Origin of the sequence: Bacillus sp. JHAA (assembly GCF_036961585.1) — a bacterium.
In the GTDB taxonomy this organism is placed as follows: domain Bacteria; phylum Bacillota; class Bacilli; order Bacillales; family Bacillaceae; genus Bacillus; species Bacillus velezensis.
On sequence record NZ_JBAMDE010000007.1, the window covers coordinates 167,014 to 185,617 of the forward strand.

Below are 18,604 nucleotides of genomic sequence, written 5' to 3' on the forward strand. Positions count from 1 at the left end.
CGGCCAGCGGACAGGGTGCTTTTATGTGAAATAAAAGCCGCGGGATGACAGAATGTCCCGCGGCTTTTTTCATTCATCTGCGGCCGGTCTGCGTGTGCAGAGAGCGCATGATCAGTCCGGTTCCCGAAAGGTTCAGTAAAATGCTTGCGCCAAGCGTCATACCCCAAGCAGCGTTTTGCTGAGGAAACTGAATGCTCAGCTGCAGCAAGATCAGGCCTGTAACGACCAGCAAAAGTCCTGTTTGTTTCATGTGTAAGTATCCTCCTTTGTACACTAAGTCATACGGCTGATCCAGGCCTAAAGTTTCCGCTATACATAAAAAATCCAAGGCGGCTGCCTTGGATTTTTGTTAAGAAGATGTTTCTTCTTTTTGAGTCAGTTTCATTTTTTTCGTCATTTCCTTGCCGTTTCTGATAATCTTCACGTCAACGGTGCTGCCGACTTTCGTATTCTTGTAGAGAATATTGCGAAGTTCGCTGCCCGTGCCGGTTTCTTTCCCTTTTAAGCTGATAATGATGTCTTCTGCTTTTAATCCGGCTTTGGCAGCAGGTGAGCCCTGCGCCACTTCTCGAATATAAACGCCTTTATTCAGCTGTTTGCCGAAAAGCCCGAGTGTGCCTTCCTGATAGTTTTGCGGCACTTGTTCCAAGTCGATCATGCTCACGCCGATATAAGGGCGCTCCACCTGTCCTTTCGTGAGAAGCTCTTCGGCGATCGGTTTTACATCGTTGCTCGGGATGGCAAAGCCGATGCCTTCTACATCACTTTCGCTGATTTTCATGCTGTTGATGCCGATGATTTTGCCGTCTGTATTCAAGAGCGGTCCGCCGCTGTTTCCGGGATTGATGGCGGCATCGGTTTGGATGACGTTGATGCTCGACTCGCCGGCTGACGTAGAGATCGAGACGGTTCTGTTTAAGCCGCTCACGATGCCTTGTGTGACGGTGCGGGAAAGGTCTTTTCCGAGCGGATCACCGATGGCGATGACGGATTCACCCGTTCTGAGAGCGGATGAGCTGCCGAAGCTTGCCGTTTTTGTCACGTGTTTATCACTGATTTCTAAAACGGCCAAGTCTGTCAGAGAGTCGCTGCCGACGAGTTTAGCTGTTACATCGGTGCCGTCAAATAATGACACTTTAAGGGAAGAGGCGCCTTCGACCACGTGGTTATTCGTAATGATATACGCTTTGCCGTTTGCTTTCTTAAAAATAACGCCTGAACCCGATCCCGTTTCCGCATCACCCGACGAATTAGAGTTTGAATCTGAGCTTGATCCGAATCCGAATAAATCGGAACTGCTTTGCTGCTTCTGCAGATTGGTGATCCCGACGATCGCCGGTGAAATGTCTTCCACCATATTCGAAATGCTGCTTGAATTTGCCGATGAGCTGTTTGCCGATTTGCCGCTGTCTGATTCAGAAGATGTCTGCTTGGCGGTTACCGATGACGTTTCCTGAGCGGGAGCCGGATTGGAAGTATCTTGAGTCTGATGGTCTCCAAGCGGCGTAAATGTATAGATGCCGAGGGCGAGCCCTCCGCCGATCACTCCGCCGAGAAGCGGTCTGAACCAGCCGAAGCTTCGTTTTTTCTTGTCCTCGTCCGGCGCGGAATATCCGGCCGGCTGCGGGTTTTCTTTTACTAAAAGGACTTCCTGTTCTTTTTGGTCTGTCCGATTTTCATCACGATAGTTATCCATCATGTTCACTCCGTTTCTCTATTTCATCATAGCATGATTTGCCTATTATTACTGACTCCATCTTAAACAAAAAGTGTGGGATAATAATGAAAAGATTGTGGGAAATTGTGAAAAAGACGAAATCGGACGCGCGGCGCTTTATATTGACAATTTCCATCGGATTTGAAATAATAAATGAGATATTATGTTCAATCCTTCACATGAAAAGATATGAAAATTCTGTCAAGCTAATGGGGGAGATCTGTTAGCTTTTTCACTTTGTCAAATAGTCAGAAAGGAGCTGTCACATGAAAGAAAAACATCACTGGATTATTTCTCTGCTCGCTGTATTGGCGGTCGGGCCGGGGCTGATGTCGAATACCGCTCTTTCGGCTGTCCAAAGCCTTGTCCGGCAGACGGTCGGCGGGGAAAACTTTGACTCTTTTCATCCGATTATTATCGGTAATATGGCATTTGCCTTATTCGTGCCGGCGGGGCCGTATTTAAGAAAAAGATTCGGCTCCCGGCCTGTCTATATGATTTCGATGGCCGCGGGTGTCATCGGAGCGCTCCTTGCTGCTGTGACAAATGATATTTATCCGCTCGCCGCGGGCCGTTTTTTACAGGGAGCTGCGGCGGGCACTATGCTGATGATTATGATCCCGATGCTGGTGCTTTCGTTTCCGATTGAGCGCCGGAATTACGCATTATTTGTGTTAATCGGCGGATTTTACGGGTCCGTCATTATGGGAACCGTTTTAGGCACGGCGGCGGCAAGCGCCGGCCATTGGCATTGGCTGTTCGGCATTTTTGGCCTGCTGTCTTTTTTCGGCCTCATTTTCAGTTATATGTGGCTGCGGGATGACGCTTATAAAAATGCTGAAAAATCTCCATTTGACGGCATCGGTTTTCTGTTAGCGGGTGTATCAGCCGTGCTGACCGCCTATACATTTATTCATCTGCCGAAATGGGGCTTTTCATCATGGCAGACATTGGCGGGATTTGGAGGAAGCATCGTCATTCTTCTGATCTTGCTGATCATGCAGTACAGAAACGAACATGCGCTGATTTCGATTAAACTTATGCTGATTCCAAAGCCGATTCTGGGTGTTTTCATGATCGCTGCGGGCAGTATTTCCATAGCGGTCAGTCTTTCTGCATTTCACGGGGAGCTTCAGACCGCATATCATATGTCACAAACTCAACTGATATTCCTTTATGCGAGCCTTTTGGGAGGCGTGGCCATCGCCGCTGTCATCAGTGCATTAGCATATGATAAAGTCGGTCCGGGCATGCTCGGCATAACAGGCTCTGTTATACTGGTGTTCGTGAATTTCCAATGGATGACGGCAGATCATCATATACCGCTTATTCTATTTGCGGGGCTTTTCGTGATGCTGGCGGCCGGGACAGGGCTTATTGTGGCAGCCGGACTGATGGGAGCCGCGTTGGGCGGACCGCTTCCGGAACTGGTGAAACGCATGACGGCAGTTCAGTTTTTGAGGCTTTTCATTTATATGGGCGCACCTGTTTTAATAGGGTATTTTACGAAAAGAGATGCTTCCGGCACGCTTCGGGGCGCGCGCGGCACACAATCGCCGCATGACCTGCTGATGGGGACATACAGCGATTTGTTTCTTATTGCTTTCATCTTAAGCTTGCTTTTAGTGTGTTTATCATTTGTCATGAATGCGACCGGCATGGGACATAAGCTGGCGCATAAACCGCATGCCGTCCGTAAGCAGGCGGCTGAACAGTCTTCGCCGCAGGCTCCTGAACCGATCAGGCATCAGGTCATTCCCGATCATGAATACAGAAGTGCGGTCAGACAGTTTCAGCGTCATCATATAAGCAAAAACAGTATGTAACTATTTCTATCAGCAAACCCTTTTCCCGGTGAAAAGGGTTTGTTTTTTCCCATAATGGCAGAATGGTATATTGCATGTTTCATCCTTTTTTAATATAATTTGTTAGAATATTCATAATTTAATATCGAAATTTTAAGTAAAAAAGGAGGCATTACATGAAACTGTATCTATCTGTGGATATGGAAGGGATTTCCGGACTGCCTGATGAAACATTTGTCAATTCCCGCATGCACAATTATGAGCGCGGCAGGGTTCTGATGACCGAAGAAGCAAACTGGTGCATCGCAGAAGCGTTTAATAACGGATGCACGGAAGTGACCGTGAATGACAGCCACTCAAAGATGAATAATCTGCTCGCGGAAAAACTTCACCCTGAGGCAGAGCTGATTACGGGGGATGTCAAGCCGTTTTCCATGATGCAGGGGCTTGATGAATCGTATTCGGGCGTGATGTTTATCGGCTATCATGCGAGAGCGTCGATGCCGGGCGTGATGTCGCACAGCATGATATTCGGCGTCCGCCACTTTTACATAAATGATAAGCCGGTCGGTGAACTGGGGTTAAATGCCTATCTCGCCGGATTTTACGATGTCCCTGTCATCATGGCTGCCGGAGATGATTGCGCCGCAAAAGAAGCGGAGGAGCTGATCCCGAATGTGACGACTGCCGCCGTCAAACAAACCATTTCAAGAACTGCGGTCAAATGCCTGTCCCCTCAAAAAGCCGGACGGCTCCTGACGGAAAAAACAGCCTATGCGCTCAAAAATAAAGATAAGGTCAAACCGCTGACTCCGCCTGAAAGACCTGTATTAGGCATTGAATTTGCCAACTACGGACAGGCTGAATGGGCCCATTTAATGCCGGGCACAGAAATCATCCCGGGAACGACAATCGTTCAATTTCAGGCAAAAGACATGCCGGAAGCCTATCAGGCCATGCTCGTCATGACAGAACTCGCCATGAGAACAACATTCTGTTAAAGGGGTGAACGGCATTGCTGCGGTATTTTATTAAACGTTTTATCGCCATGATTATGACCGTCCTCGTCATTACCACTCTGACATTTGTCATGATGAAAGTAATCCCCGGCTCGCCTTTTAACGAAGAGCGGGGCACAAACGAAGCGGTCCAGCGAAATCTCGAATCCTACTACCATCTGAACGAACCTCTTATCACTCAATACGCCATCTATCTAAAATCCATTCTTACCTTTGATTTCGGTCCTTCAATTAAAAAACCGTCAGACAGTGTAAACGCTATGCTTGAACGCGGGTTTCCGGTCTCATTTGAGCTTGGGATAACGGCGATCATCATCGCTGTTATTTCCGGACTCGCGCTCGGCATAATGGCCGCTCTCAGGCGCGGCGGCTTTCTCGATTATGCGGCCATGAGCCTTGCGGTGCTCGGGATTTCCATTCCAAATTTTATTATGGCTACGCTGCTGATTCAGCAATTTGCGGTTCATCTGAAATGGTTTCCGGCAGCTACCTGGACGAGTCCCGTTCACATGGTCCTGCCGACTGTTGCGCTTGCCGTCGGTCCCATGGCCATTATCGCGAGGCTGACAAGATCAAGCATGGCCGAAGTGCTGACTCAGGATTACATCCGCACGGCAAAAGCAAAGGGGCTTTCTCCCGTCAAAATTGTGATCAAACACGCATTGAAAAATGCTCTTATGCCTGTTGTGACAGTACTCGGGACGCTTGCCGCAAGTATTTTAACGGGCAGTTTCGTCATCGAGAAAATTTTTGCCATACCGGGAATGGGCAAATATTTCGTAGAAAGCATCAATCAGCGTGATTACCCGGTCATCATGGGAACGACCGTATTTTACAGTGTGATTCTGATCGTCCTGCTGTTTCTGGTTGATTTGGCATACGGCCTGTTAGACCCGCGCATAAAACTTCATAAGAAAGGGTGATCCTGATGAATCTCCCGCAAGAAACGGTAAAACACACAGAAGTGCCTGATGACTGGTTTCAGCCGGGCGCGGAAAGAAAGGGTGAAACCGAGTCGGTCAAGCGTCCGAGCCTGTCTTACAGTCAGGATGCGTGGCGGCGGCTTAAAAAGAACAAATTGGCGATGGCCGGGCTTGTGATATTATGCTGCCTGTTTCTATCGGCTGCGTTCGGTCCGCTGATATCACCGCACAGCGTGACAAGGCAGACGCTCGCCGAGCAGAATCTTCCGCCGTCTTTTTCACACTGGTTCGGAACCGATGAACTTGGCCGGGACGTGTTTACAAGAACGTGGTACGGAGCGAGGATCTCTTTATTTGTCGGTGTGATGGCGGCGCTGATCGACTTTTTGATCGGCGTCATCTACGGAGGCGTCGCCGGCTACAAAGGGGGCCGGACAGACAGCGCTATGATGAGAATCATCGAGGTTCTCTACGGATTGCCGTATCTGCTCGTTGTCATTTTGTTAATGGTGCTGATGGGGCCGGGGCTCAGTTCCATTATCGTCGCTCTGACCGTGACGGGATGGGTCGGCATGGCGCGGATTGTCAGAGGGCAGGTGCTGAGGATGAAGCATGATGAACACGTATTGGCTTCGAAAACGTTTGGAGCGAAAACATTTCGGATCATTAAGAAAAATCTGCTGCCGAATACGATGGGAGCCATTATTGTCCAAATGACGCTTACGGTGCCGGCGGCGATTTTTGCGGAATCATTTTTAAGTTTTCTCGGACTCGGCATTCAGGCGCCGTTTGCAAGCTGGGGAGTCATGGCAAACGACGGGCTGCCGGCGATTTTATCAGGCCATTGGTGGCGGCTGTTTTTCCCCGCTTTTTTCATTTCCTTGACGATGTACGCGTTTAACGTACTTGGAGACGGCTTGCAGGACGCGTTAGACCCGAAACTGAGGAGGTAGGAAAAATGGCGCAGCAAGTTCTTTCCGTTCAAAATCTGCATGTTACTTTTTCAACATACGGAGGCACTGTAAAAGCCGTCAGAGGCGTCAGCTTCGATTTATATAAAGGTGAAACGTTTGCGATCGTCGGTGAATCGGGCTGCGGAAAAAGCGTGACGTCACAAGCCGTGATGGGTCTTCTTCCGAAACATTCGGCAAAGATTGAATCCGGAAGCATACAATTTAAACAGAAAGACCTTTGCCAAATGTCGGATCGGGAAATGCGGGGAATCCGGGGGCGCGATATTTCTATGATCTTTCAGGACCCGATGACGGCGCTCAATCCGACTTTGACCATAGGGAATCAGCTCTCAGAAGCGCTGTTGGAACACCGCGCCATGGCAAGAAAACAAGCTGAATCCGAAGTTCTCGCCATGCTGGATCTGGTCGGTATCCCGGACTCGAAATCCCGCCTGAAGCAGTACCCCCACCAATTAAGCGGGGGCATGCGGCAGCGGATCGTGATTGCGATGGCTCTGATCTGCGAGCCGGAAATTATGATCGCCGATGAACCGACAACGGCTCTTGATGTAACGATTCAAGCACAAATCCTTGAATTATTTAAGAAGATTCAAAGAAAAACAGGCGTGTCTATTATTCTGATCACACACGATCTCGGCGTCGTCGCTCAGACCGCCGACAGAGTCGCCGTCATGTATGCGGGGAAAATCGCCGAAATCGGCACGAGGCATGATATTTTTTACCGTCCGGCTCATCCATACACAAAGGGGCTGCTTCGTTCAGTGCCGCGGCTGGATATGGAGGATAGTGAGCTGTCGCCGATTGACGGGACGCCGCCTGATTTATTCGATCCGCCGCCGGGCTGCCCGTTTGCCGCCCGCTGCCCGGACAGGATGATCGTCTGTGAAAAGGTATACCCGGCAACAACCGTGAAATCCAAAAGCCATATCGTCAACTGCTGGCTTCAGGATCACCGTGCAGAGCGGCTGAAGCAGCAGCTGACGGCAGCAGAGGAAAAAGGGGGATTGAAATGAAAAAGAGATGGGCGATCGGTGTGATTGCTGTTGTTTCGTTTGCTCTGATGGGCTGTACAGCCAATGAACAGGCGGGGACAGAACCCGGCAAAGCAAAAGAACAGGGGGGTGAAACGGTGCTGCGGCTCAATAACGAAAATGAGCCGACCTCACTTGATCCGCCGATCGGATTTAATAATGTTTCCTGGCAGCCGCTGAATAACATCATGGAAGGATTGACGAGGCTCGGAAAAGATAATAAGCCCGAACCGGCCATGGCGGAAAGCTGGAAGGTGTCCGCTGATAAGCTGACATATACCTTCAATATCCGGGATAACGCCGAATGGACAAATGGCGATCCCGTTACGGCGGAAGACTTCGTGTACGCCTGGAAACGGATGCTCGATCCGAAAACGGGCGCATCTTCCGCTTTTCTCGGCTATATGATCAAAGGCGGGGAAGAATTTAACAGCGGAAAAGGCAAACAAGAAGACGTGAAAGTCACGGCAAAAGATAAAAAAACGCTTGTCGTCACACTGGCGGCACCGCAGGATTATTTTCTGAGCGTCGTGTCCAATCCGGCGTATTTCCCGATTAATGAGAAGGTCGCCAAGGCTGATCCGAAATGGTTCACTGAAGCAAAAACCTTTGTCGGCAACGGGCCGTTCAAACTGACGGAATGGAAGCATGACGACAGCATGACGATGGTCAAAAACGAGACGTATTGGGATAAAAAGACAGTAAAACTGGATAAAGTCACATGGGCGATGGTCAGTGACCGGAATACCGATTATCAGATGTTCCAGTCGGGGGATTTGGATACCGCCTTTGTGCCGGCAGAGCTGAGCGAGCAGCTGATGGGAGGGAAAAATGTCCGCACGTGGGATCAGGCCGGACTCTATTTCTATCGTTTTAACGTAAAAATGGAGCCGTTTCAAAATGAAAAGATCAGAAAAGCGTTCGCGGCAGCGATTGATCAGAAAGAAATCACGGATTATGTGACCAAAAACAGTGAAAAGCCGGCACATGCCTTTGTGTCCCCGGGATTTACTCAGCCTGACGGGAAAGATTTCCGCGAAGCGGGCGGCAGTTTATTAAATCCGGATGAATCAGAAGCCAAAAAACTGCTGGAAAAAGGCATGGCAGAAGAGCATTATGACAAGCTGCCCGCCGTTACATTGACATACAGCACAAAACCGGAGCATAAGAAAATAGCGGAAGCGATTCAGCAGAAGCTCAAAAGTGTGCTCGGTATAGACGTTAAGCTCGCCAATATGGAATGGAACGTCTTTTTAGAAGAGCAGAAAGGACTGAAGTTCCAGTTCTCTCAAAGCTCATTTTTACCGGATTACGCAGATCCGATCAGTTTTCTAGAGGCTTTCCAGACGGATAATTCCATGAACCGCACCGGCTGGGGCAGCGCGGCATACGACGGCTACATCAAGCAGGCAAAACAGGAAGCCGATGCCAAAAAACGTTTTGCGCTCATGCATAAAGCGGAAAAACTGCTCATGAACGAGGCTCCGATCATTCCGATTTACTTTTACAATCAGGTGCATCTGCAGAACAGCGGCGTGAAGGGCATTGTCCGGCACCCCGTCGGTTACATTGATCTGAAGTGGGCGGAAAAGTCCTGATCTTACAGCGGAAACATACGCCGCTCTTTTGCCGATAAAGGAGCGGCGTGTTTCACTTTTCAATCCGGAAAGGAGATTGAAAAAGTCATGAACCATAAACCGAAAGCACTGCAAAAAGGCGACACGGTCGGTGTGATTGCGCCCGCAAGCCCGCCTGAGAGCGGGACGCTGCAAACCGCGCTGCTGTTTTTAGAGAATGAGCTTGGCCTTCAAGTGAAACTCGGCCGGGCGCTGAAGACCCGTCACGGCTATTTGGCGGGAGAGGACCGGGCGCGCCTCGATGATCTCCATGACATGTTTAGTGATCAGAATGTCAAAGCGGTGATATGCGCGTGCGGAGGATTCGGCACGGGCCGCATTGCCGCCGACATCGATTTCGGCTTAATCCGCCGCAATCCGAAAATTTTCTGGGGATACAGTGATATCACGTTTTTACATACCGCCATTCATCAAAATACGGGGCTCGTCACATTTCACGGCCCGATGCTGAGCACGGATGTCGGGCTTGAAGATGCTGATCCCCTGACAAAAGCGTCGTATCATCAGCTTTTTACAGAAACGGAATTCACCTATACGGAGGACATCTCTCCCTTAGAGGTGCTGACAGGCGGAAGGGCCGAGGGAGAGCTTGCGGGAGGCAACTTGTCGCTCATTACGTCCACACTCGGCACGCCATTTGAAATTGATACAAAAGACAAATTGCTGTTTATCGAGGATATTGATGAGGAGCCGTATCAAATCGACAGAATGCTGAATCAATTAAAGATGGCCGGAAAACTGTCAGACGCAGCCGGAATCCTGGTCTGTGATTTTCACCAATGCGAACCGAAGCATAAAGAAAAGTCGCTTACTTTAGAGCAAGTGCTGAACGATTACATTGTCAAATCAGGGAAGCCCGCGCTCAAAGGCTTTAAAATCGGCCATTGTTCACCGAGCTTCGCCGTTCCGATCGGAGCCCGCGCGGTTATGGATACGGCGGCCAAAGCGGTAACGATTGAATCGGGGGTTTCCGGAAGGGAGTGATCAGGCGTGAGGATTACAGATATTCAAACGGGACGGATGTCCGTGCCGCTGAAAAAGCCGTTTAAGACCGCTTTACGCACGGTTTACAATGCTGAATCGGTCATTGTGAAGCTCACTTTTGACAACGGTCTGACCGGCTGGGGGGAGGCGCCGCCGACGGTTGTCATTACAGGCGACAGCGCGGACGGTATTGAAAGCGCCGTCCACGATGTGCTGAAGCCCGCTCTCTTGGGGCGGGGCATTTCCGGCATGGAAGCCGTTTTGTTTGATATCAGCCGGCTGTTGGAAAGAAATCAAAGCGCAAAAGCCGCGGTGGATATGGCTGTATATGACGGATGGGCGCAAATGCACGGACAGCCGCTTTACCGGCTTCTCGGCGGCTATCGGAATACACTGGAAACAGATTTTACCGTCAGCGTTAACTCTCCTGAGGAGATGGCGGGGGATGCAGACCGTTATGTGAACAAAGGATTTCATATTTTAAAAATAAAAGTCGGCATAGGTGACATATCAGACGATGTTGCCCGGATTCAGGCGATCAGATCACGTGTCGGCGGAAACGTCAAACTGAGATTGGACGCCAACCAAGGCTGGACTTCGAAAGAAGCCGTGACTGCGATCCGAAAGATGGAAGACGCCGGACTGGGCATTGAGCTTGTCGAGCAGCCTGTTCACAAAGACGATATCGCCGGGCTGAAGCAGGTCACCGATGCCGTAGACACGCCGATTATGGCGGATGAGAGCGTCTTTACCCCCCGTCAGGCCTTTCACGTGCTGCAGACGAGAAGCGCCGATTTAATTAATATTAAGCTGATGAAAGCGGGCGGCATAAAGCAGGCGGAAACAATCAATGCGATGGCGGAAACGTGCGGCGTGGAGTGCATGGTCGGCAGCATGATTGAGACCAAACTCGGCATCACCGCCGCGGCCCATTTTGCCGCGGGCAAACGGAATGTGACGAGGTTTGATTTTGATGCGCCGCTTATGCTGAAAGATGATTTGATTCAAGGCGGCATCATATACAGCGGCAGTCAGATTGCGATTCCCGACGAACCGGGTCTCGGCATTACCGGTGTGTCGATACAAGAGGGGGCGAAAAGATGAGAGCAGCCGTTACAGCGGCGGCAGCCAACGTATGGACGCTGCCGTCATCTCCCCGTTCGTATGATGCGCCGATGCTTGAAAACCCGCCGCAGATCAGAAAATGGTTAGCGTCTATGGGATATGAAGAGCGGCTGCAATTATGCACAGACAACCTTGTCCAAACGCAAGCGCTTTTCGGGGAAGAGGTGATCATTCTCAAAGAGGAAGGGGAATGGACTTTTGTCGCCGTTCCCGGCCAGCCTTCAAACAAGGATGTGCGCGGATATCCGGGGTGGATGAAAAAAAGCCAGCTTTCAAAAGACGGCTTTCATACATCTTCCCCCGCCGTATGGATTACCAAACCGACAGCTTTTTTATATCACACAAATGGCGAACCGGACTTGGAAGTAAGTTTCTTAACGCGTCTTCCGGCATCAGGACGTGAGAAAGGCTTTTTCCGGGTGGTGACGCCGCTCGGAGAAAGGTTCGTAAATGAAGCTGACGCAGACGAGTGCCGGCATACGGAAGGACGGGCGGCCGATGTCATCGAAACGGGCATGATGTTTCTCGGGCTTCCGTATTTATGGGGAGGACTGAGCGGTTTCGGGTTTGACTGTTCCGGGTTTATGTATTCGATATTTAAAGCAAACGGCTATACCCTTCCCCGTGATGCAACTGACCAAGCAAAAGCCGGATGCGGCGCGGCGGTAAACGATATCCTGCCGGCTGACCTTTTGTTTTTCGCCTATGAAGAAGGAAAAGGCGCGATCCACCATGTCGGTTTGGCGCTGGGAGACGGCCGAATGCTGCACTCCCCGAAAACGGGAAAAACAATCGAAGTGCTGTCTTTGGAAGGAACCGTCTATGAAAAAGAATTATGCACCGTACGCCGCTGTATAAGCGAAAAGGGGGAATAGAAAATGACGGCATCTCCGCTCCTTGAAGTCAGCGGGCTGAAAATGCATTTTGACGCAGGAAGAAAGAAAGCCGTAAAAGCAGTCGACGGTGTCAGCTTTCACATTAACAGAGGGGAAACATTCGGACTTGTCGGAGAATCGGGATGCGGTAAATCGACGCTCGGAAGGGTTATTCTCCGTCTGTATGACCCGACGGCCGGTTCGGTATCATATGAAGGGACGGATATACACCGTGCCGCGGCAGAACAGCGGTCGGTCTTCTTCCGCAAGCTGCAGATGATTTTCCAGGACCCTTACGCCTCGTTAAATCCGCGCCTGACCGTAAGGGAAATTATTATGGAGCCGATGGAAATCCACAATCTTTACAATACAAGAAAAGCCCGTCTGATGATGGCGGATGAACTGCTTGAAGCTGTCGGGCTCCATCCGGATTTCGGCAGCCGGTATCCCCACGAATTCAGCGGCGGACAGAGGCAGAGAATCGGGATTGCCAGAGCGCTCTCTCTGCATCCCGAATTTATCGTGGCGGATGAGCCGATTTCCGCGCTGGATGTGTCGGTACAGGCTCAGGTCGTCAACCTTTTAAAAAGGCTTCAGAAAGAGAAAGGGCTGACATTTTTATTTATCGCCCACGATTTATCAATGGTCAAGCATATCAGCGACCGGATCGGCGTGATGTATTTGGGCCGCATGATGGAAATTACAGAAAGCGCTGCGCTTTACCGGGAACCGCTTCACCCATATACGAAGGCGCTTTTATCCTCAATCCCGATTCCTGACCCGCTTCTTGAGGACAAGCGTGAACGGATTATTCTGAAAGGGGAGCTGCCGAGCCCCCTTAACCCGCCGAGCGGCTGTGTATTCAGGACGCGGTGTCCTGAAGCGATGGAGCTCTGCGGTAAGATAACGCCTGAGCTTGAAGAAGTGAAGGCGGGGCGTTTTGTCGCCTGCCATTTATACAAAAAAGAAAGCTGACAATATAAAGTCAGCTTTCTTTTTTAATTAAACCTGATGCAGAAATGACACGCAGACCGGATACGGAACCGGAATGTCAGATTGAAGCAGAGTCAATTTGCCCGTTTCCGTATCACGTTCAAACAAAACCAGATTTCCCGTTTCTTCGTTTGACGCGACAAGGAATGTCTCGGAAGGGTCAAACGCGAAATCACGCGGCCAGTTTCCTTCTGTCGGCACCCATTCAATAAGAGACAATTCGCCGGAATATTGGTTGATCTTAAAGATGGCGATGCTGTCATGTCCGCGGTTGGCGGCATAAAGAAATCTGCCGTCTTTAGATATGCGGATCGCGCTGCCTTGCGATTTGTCCGTAAAGCCTTCAGGCAAAGCGGAAATGACCTGCAGCTCTCTGAATTCACCTAAGGTCGGGTTGTATTCAAGCGCGATGACTTCATTACTGATTTCCGTCATGACATAGGCGTATTTTTCCGCCGGATGGAAAACGATGTGGCGCGGCCCTGAACCCGGTGCGAAAGAGTGAGTTTTCACCTCTGTGAGCGAACCGTTTTTCATTTGGTAAGTATAAAGCGTATCCGTCCCTAAATCGACGGCTGCAATGTAGTTATGCTCAGGTGTATAGCCTGCGAAATGGGTATGCGGTTTCTCTTGTCTTTCATGAGGACCTGTTCCCGTATGAGCGGCTTCGGCAGCCGGCTCCCGCAGACTTCCGTCTTCATTGACGGGAAAGGCGTGCACTTTTCCGCTGTGGTAATTAGCGGTTAACACATATTCATGTTTATCATCAATGCTGACGTGGCATGGAGACGGGCCTTCAATCAGCTGGTGGTTCACAAAAGTTAATTTCCCGCTGTTCTGATGAATCTGATAGGCTGCGACGCCGCCTTTTCCGTCTGCCTTTTCAATGGAATACAGCATGCTGTTATCAGAATTCGGAGTGACGTATGTCGGGTTGCCGAGCTTTGCTGCCAGCTTCGGACGGCTGAGCCGTTTCGCTTCTGTATCAAGTTCAAAACAATAAATGCCTTCGCTTCCGCCTTTTGTATATGTTCCCGCGTATCCTATGTACTTAGCCATTCGGTTTCCCCCTTTAGAGTCTTGTCTTCTCTATATTAACGTATCTTGAAGGAAACTGCCTTGTAAATGTTTAAGATGTTCTGACAAGCGGCAAGGTGCAGCAGCGGAAGGAACCGCCTGATTTAATAATTTCGGAAAACTCGGTTTCAATGACTGTATAACCTCTTTTTCTGAGCTCGCGGTTCGTATGACGGTGCTGCGGCAGGCTGATAATTGTCTGATTGCCGATTGACAAGATATTAGGACCGAGCGTGAATTGCTCTTCTTCAGGCACTTCTATCATCTCAAAACGTTCGGCGAGAAGATCAATTTCTTTCTGCCGCAAGCCATTTTTGCAGTATAGCGCCTCCGTTTCTGAGATCATATTAAATACACAGTCCAAATGTAAGAAATCCTCCTTGAGAGGGATCGGCACAACCGTCATCTCCGGCAGCGCCTCCTGCAGCTCCCGGACAGCCGCTTTATCCGTGCGCTTGCTCAGCCCGGCGTAAACGGTGCCGTCTGCGATCAAGATGTCGCCGCCTTCAATGTTCGCTTTTTTCAGTCGCGTATAGGGGATTTTCTTATTGTCAAGCAGGTTTTGAAACACTTTTTCTTCTCCCTGCCGGACTGAAGCCGCCATGTTTGAAATAAACGCCGTCTCGCCTAAGACAAATCCGATATCCCGGGTGAATACCTGCTCAGGCAATGCGGGATCGGCAGGCAGCAGGACGACTTCAATCTGATGAGATCTTAAAATGTCAATAAACTCACTATGCTGTTTGAGGGCAACGGGTATGTTAATATTTTCTTGTTTGAAATGTTTCTGCGTTCCGTTAATAATATCCTTGATGGCCATGTGTTCCGGCCGGCATAAGATGACTGTCTGCAAAGCATCAAACTCACTGCGGCAAGCCGATTTCCGCGTGGATTTGGGAATGGATACGTCCATGTGATATCCTCCTATCGGTATTTTGCGTTTATTATTCCCGGATGTGATGAATAATGAAACATTTATGAGAGAATATCTAACCAACTTAATATTTAAAATTTTAGACAAAACGGTCAAAGTATTGTTTAATAGGGTACAGATGAATGAGTCAAAACGACCAGACACCAAAGGGGAGTTTAAATAATATGAAGTTGCCAGAATCAAGATTTTGCAAAGAAACAAGGGTTGTTAAAACAAGCAGGGTTTTTCCGCTTGATACGAATAATCACAATACGCTGTTTGGCGGAAAGCTGATGAGCTACATTGATGATATCGCTTCAATTTCCGCGGCCCGCCACTGCCGGTGTGAAACAGTCACGGCCTCAATGGATTCTGTAGATTTTTTGCGCCCCATCGGCCAACAGGATTCCGTATGCCTTGAATCTTACGTCACATGGGTCGGCACATCGTCTATGGAGGTGTTTGTCAAAGTCATTAAAGAACATCTGATGACGGGCGAACGCGAGCTTGCGGCAACGTCGTTTCTGACCTTTGTCGCGCTTGATTCAAACGGGAAATCGGTACCCGTTCCGCGGATCGTGCCGGAAACCGAGGAAGAAATCATGCTTCACAATACGGCCGTTCAGCGCGCCGGAGAACGAAAAAACCGCTTAAAACACAGCAAGGCCCTGGCCGAGGCGCTCGGAACAGATAAACCTTGGTAATCATCAAACCGCTTTTTTAAAAAGCGGTTTTTTTATGCTGAGAAAGGACTTTTCCTGCCGGATCCATAATCTATTACAGGGAAAGGAGACGTGGCGTGCATGATGAAACATAAGTCTTCCGGCACCATCCTGACAACCGGGCGTATCCGTCTGCGGACTATGCGGGATGACGATGAAGAAAATTTGTACGGGCTGTTTACCGACAGAGAGGTCATGAAATATTATCCTTCTCTTAAAAGCAGACGGGAAACGAAGGAATGGATTGCCTGGAACAAACGATTGGCCGCAGGATACGGCGTCAGTCTTTGGATCGCAGAGGATAAAGAGACGGGCGCATTTCTCGGTCAATGCGGAATCGTTCCGCAGACGGTAAACGGAAACACTTTGATGGAAATCGGCTATATGTTTGCCCGCCGCCGCTGGGGCTGCGGCTATGCGACAGAGGCGGCGAACGCCTGTCTGGACTACGGTTTTCATACGCAGCAATACGGACGCATAGCGGCGCTGATTGATCCGGAAAACGCTGCCTCCGTCCGTGTCGCGGAAAAAATCGGTATGGTGCCCGGTGAGACCGTTACCAAATGGGAGAGGCAGCTGACGGTTTTTGACATCACATCTGACGTTGAACGTTTCGGCGAAATGTAGTATGATACGAACAGACATGTTTTCTAGGGTTCCGCATGTTCATACATGGCCTGGTCCGAGAGAAAACACATATGCGGACATATCCCGCATATGCACACGGAGGGAAAAAAGCCCGGGAGAGTCAATCTCATGTGAGACGACTATCCGGGCTTTTTTGTATTGTCCGGATACAGAAAGGGTGAAGAACATGAAATGGGGTTTAGTGGTCATAGCGGCCGTATTTGAAGTGGTATGGGTCACCGGCCTGAAACATGCTGATTCGGCACTGGCGTGGAGCGGCACGATTACGGGAATCATCATCAGTTTTTATCTATTAATCAAGGCGACAGACAGCCTGCCCGTAGGAACGGTATATGCGGTCTTTACCGGACTCGGGACAGCGGGCACCGTGCTCAGTGAAATCCTGCTTTTCAAAGAGCAGGCCGATCCGGTGAAAATCGTGCTGATCGGCGTTTTGCTGATCGGTGTCATCGGATTAAAGCTGGTCACACAGGATAAGCCTGAGACGAAGGAGGAGAAGGCGTAATGCATTGGATCAGCCTGATAGCCGCGGGTCTTTGTGAAATGCTCGGGGTCATTTTAATGAATCAATTTCAAAAAGAAAAGAAAGTCCAATGGATTCTTTTCATTATCGCCGGATTTGCGGCTTCTTTTTCCCTGCTTTCTTATGCGATGGAGACGATCGCGATGGGCACGGCCTATGCGATCTGGACCGGTATCGGCACGGCGGGCGGCGCATTAGCCGGCATTCTTTTCTACGGCGAGCAGAAGGATGCGAAGCGCATCTTTTTCATTGCGCTTATTTTATGCGCTGCCGTAGGGCTGAAAATTCTTTCGTAAATTGATTTTTATCAAATCTTCAGTATAATTTATTAGTAAGTTACGAATTATGAAGATACGAGGGATTAAAACAGATGAATTCATATATGACACAGCGGCTGAAAGAATACCGCCGCGGGAATGAGGAAAAAGGGCGCCTGCTTGTCAGCTGCCCCGACCAGCCGGGAATTGTATCGGCCGTGTCGGCGTTTTTGTTTGAACATGGTGCAAACATTATTGAATCAAATCAATACACGACTGACCCTGAAGGCGGACGGTTTTTTCTTAGGATCGAATTCGACTGCAAGGGCATTCGTGAGAAAAAAGAGGACTTACAGCAGGCGTTCGCCTCAATCGCCCAGACATTCGGCATGACATGGAGCCTGTCTCTGGCAAGTGAGCTGAAGCGGGTGGCGATCTTTGTATCGAAGGAGCTGCACTGCCTTCATGAACTGATTTGGGAATGGCAAAGCGGCAATATGATGGCCGAAATTGCGGTCGTCATCAGCAACCACGAAGAGGCCAAAGAAGTGGTCGAACCGCTGAATATTCCGTTCCATTACATGAAAGCTAACAAAGACATCCGCGCCGAAGTGGAGCGGCGCCAGCTTGAGCTGCTGGAGCGGTATAAGATTGATGTGATCGTTCTTGCCCGCTACATGCAGATTTTGACGTCTGATTTTGTATCTGCCCATCCGAATCGGATTATTAACATCCACCATTCATTTCTGCCGGCCTTTATCGGCGCTAACCCGTATAAACGGGCTTATGAGCGCGGAGTGAAATTAATCGGCGCGACCTCTCACTATGTGACGGACGATCTTGATGAAGGGCCTATTATTGAACAGGATATTGAACGCGTCGATCACAGAGATCACGCAGAGGATCTGAAGAATATCGGCAGAACGATTGAGCGGAGCGTGTTGGCAAGAGCCGTAAAATGGCATCTGGAAGACCGCGTCATCGTTCACGGAAACAAAACGATCGTATTTAATTAATGGCGGTCCGCCGGGGAGGCGGACTGTTTTTTATGGATGAAAATGTCTTGACAAGAACCTGTTTTCTTTGCATAATATAAAAAAATCATTGAGCGTTGAAGAGGATCAGTACGCAGAACTTTCTGTGACAGAGAGCAAAATGGCCCGCTGAAACATTTTGCCGCATGAAACCTGCCGAACCTGCCTTGGAGTCCTGAGGGGAAAACTCAGGCGCGATAACCTGGCGTTACAGGAAAGCGGGACGCGTGAAAAACGCGTTCAAACAAGGTGGTACCACGGAAAGCCCATTTCGTCCTTATTTTTCAGGACGGAATGGGCTTTTTTTATTGAAGAGAGCCGGTTTGGATTGATTGCCACGGAGGAGA

The 18,604-nt window shown here is 49.6% G+C and carries 19 protein-coding genes, 1 riboswitch and 1 other annotated feature; of the genes, 15 read left to right on the top strand and 4 right to left on the bottom strand.

The window, feature by feature from the left end:
- Nucleotides 1–73: 73 nt before the first annotated feature.
- Both V7728_RS16685 and htrA read right to left on the bottom strand, forming a co-directional pair.
- Nucleotides 74–250, bottom strand: a complete 177-nt coding sequence (locus V7728_RS16685) for a hypothetical protein (RefSeq protein WP_164463354.1) — start codon at nt 248–250, stop codon at nt 74–76.
- Nucleotides 251–349: 99 nt separating this feature from the next.
- Nucleotides 350–1,696 carry a serine protease HtrA gene (htrA, locus tag V7728_RS16690; protein WP_149917105.1) on the bottom strand — a complete coding sequence of 449 codons (1,347 nt, stop codon included), beginning with the start codon at nt 1,694–1,696 and terminating at the stop codon, nt 350–352.
- Between the two features lie 287 nt (nt 1,697–1,983).
- On the opposite strand from htrA, the gene V7728_RS16695 reads away from it, so the two are divergent.
- From V7728_RS16695 to V7728_RS16740, 10 genes are all read left to right on the top strand, one after another.
- Nucleotides 1,984–3,543 carry an MFS transporter gene (locus V7728_RS16695; RefSeq protein ID WP_099566675.1) on the top strand — a complete coding sequence of 520 codons (1,560 nt, stop codon included), beginning with the start codon at nt 1,984–1,986 and terminating at the stop codon, nt 3,541–3,543.
- Nucleotides 3,544–3,698: 155 nt separating this feature from the next.
- A complete protein-coding gene (locus tag V7728_RS16700; protein ID WP_007407248.1) occupies nt 3,699–4,523 on the top strand; it encodes a M55 family metallopeptidase in 825 nt (274 codons plus the stop codon).
- 14 nt (nt 4,524–4,537) lie between these two features.
- The gene (locus tag V7728_RS16705) at nt 4,538–5,464 is read left to right on the top strand and encodes an ABC transporter permease (protein ID WP_007610853.1); all 927 of its coding nucleotides are present in this window, start codon (nt 4,538–4,540) and stop codon (nt 5,462–5,464) included.
- A 5-nt stretch (nt 5,465–5,469) separates the two neighbouring features.
- The gene (locus tag V7728_RS16710; RefSeq protein ID WP_025284618.1) at nt 5,470–6,417 is read left to right on the top strand and encodes an ABC transporter permease; all 948 of its coding nucleotides are present in this window, start codon (nt 5,470–5,472) and stop codon (nt 6,415–6,417) included.
- 5 nt (nt 6,418–6,422) lie between these two features.
- Nucleotides 6,423–7,451: an ABC transporter ATP-binding protein gene (locus V7728_RS16715; protein WP_076423982.1), complete on the top strand. Its 1,029-nt coding sequence runs from the start codon at nt 6,423–6,425 to the stop codon at nt 7,449–7,451.
- Nucleotides 7,448–9,067, top strand: a complete 1,620-nt coding sequence (locus V7728_RS16720) for a peptide ABC transporter substrate-binding protein (protein ID WP_012117375.1) — start codon at nt 7,448–7,450, stop codon at nt 9,065–9,067. The genes V7728_RS16715 and V7728_RS16720 overlap by 4 nt, the downstream gene beginning before the upstream one ends.
- An 87-nt stretch (nt 9,068–9,154) precedes the next feature.
- Nucleotides 9,155–10,090: a S66 peptidase family protein gene (locus V7728_RS16725; protein WP_007407244.1), complete on the top strand. Its 936-nt coding sequence runs from the start codon at nt 9,155–9,157 to the stop codon at nt 10,088–10,090.
- 36 nt (nt 10,091–10,126) lie between these two features.
- Entirely contained in the window at nt 10,127–11,194 is a 1,068-nt protein-coding gene (locus V7728_RS16730) for a dipeptide epimerase (RefSeq protein ID WP_442893527.1), read from the top strand.
- Entirely contained in the window at nt 11,191–12,090 is a 900-nt protein-coding gene (locus V7728_RS16735) for a C40 family peptidase (protein ID WP_015239704.1), read from the top strand. Before V7728_RS16730 ends, V7728_RS16735 begins: the two co-directional genes overlap by 4 nt.
- A gap of 3 nt (nt 12,091–12,093) precedes the next feature.
- Nucleotides 12,094–13,065 (top strand): ABC transporter ATP-binding protein, encoded by a 972-nt coding sequence (locus V7728_RS16740; RefSeq protein WP_012117379.1) that lies wholly within the window; start codon nt 12,094–12,096, stop codon nt 13,063–13,065.
- A 27-nt stretch (nt 13,066–13,092) separates the two neighbouring features.
- Here V7728_RS16740 and V7728_RS16745 read toward each other — a convergent pair whose 3' ends face one another.
- On the bottom strand, nt 13,093–14,142 hold the full coding sequence (locus tag V7728_RS16745) for a lactonase family protein (RefSeq protein WP_099566676.1): 1,050 nt from the start codon (nt 14,140–14,142) through the stop codon (nt 13,093–13,095).
- Between the two features lie 70 nt (nt 14,143–14,212).
- The gene (locus V7728_RS16750) at nt 14,213–15,073 is read right to left on the bottom strand and encodes a dimethylarginine dimethylaminohydrolase family protein (RefSeq protein ID WP_099566677.1); all 861 of its coding nucleotides are present in this window, start codon (nt 15,071–15,073) and stop codon (nt 14,213–14,215) included.
- Nucleotides 15,074–15,258: 185 nt separating this feature from the next.
- Here V7728_RS16750 and V7728_RS16755 point away from each other — a divergent pair, with 185 nt between their 5' ends.
- From V7728_RS16755 to purU, 5 genes are all read left to right on the top strand, one after another.
- Entirely contained in the window at nt 15,259–15,777 is a 519-nt protein-coding gene (locus tag V7728_RS16755; RefSeq protein ID WP_003154772.1) for an acyl-CoA thioesterase, read from the top strand.
- 99 nt (nt 15,778–15,876) lie between these two features.
- Nucleotides 15,877–16,422, top strand: a complete 546-nt coding sequence (locus tag V7728_RS16760; RefSeq protein ID WP_007407237.1) for a GNAT family N-acetyltransferase — start codon at nt 15,877–15,879, stop codon at nt 16,420–16,422.
- A 12-nt stretch (nt 16,423–16,434) separates the two neighbouring features.
- Nucleotides 16,435–16,543: riboswitch (guanidine-I (ykkC/yxkD leader) on the top strand.
- A 66-nt stretch (nt 16,544–16,609) separates the two neighbouring features.
- Entirely contained in the window at nt 16,610–16,948 is a 339-nt protein-coding gene (locus tag V7728_RS16765; protein ID WP_007407236.1) for a DMT family transporter, read from the top strand.
- Nucleotides 16,948–17,262 (top strand): DMT family transporter, encoded by a 315-nt coding sequence (locus V7728_RS16770; protein WP_043021255.1) that lies wholly within the window; start codon nt 16,948–16,950, stop codon nt 17,260–17,262. Before V7728_RS16765 ends, V7728_RS16770 begins: the two co-directional genes overlap by 1 nt.
- Before the next feature lie 74 nt (nt 17,263–17,336).
- Nucleotides 17,337–18,239 carry a formyltetrahydrofolate deformylase gene (gene purU / locus V7728_RS16775; protein WP_007407234.1) on the top strand — a complete coding sequence of 301 codons (903 nt, stop codon included), beginning with the start codon at nt 17,337–17,339 and terminating at the stop codon, nt 18,237–18,239.
- An 86-nt stretch (nt 18,240–18,325) separates the two neighbouring features.
- Nucleotides 18,326–18,539, top strand: a binding site (T-box leader).
- The last annotated feature ends 65 nt before the right edge of the window (nt 18,540–18,604 follow it).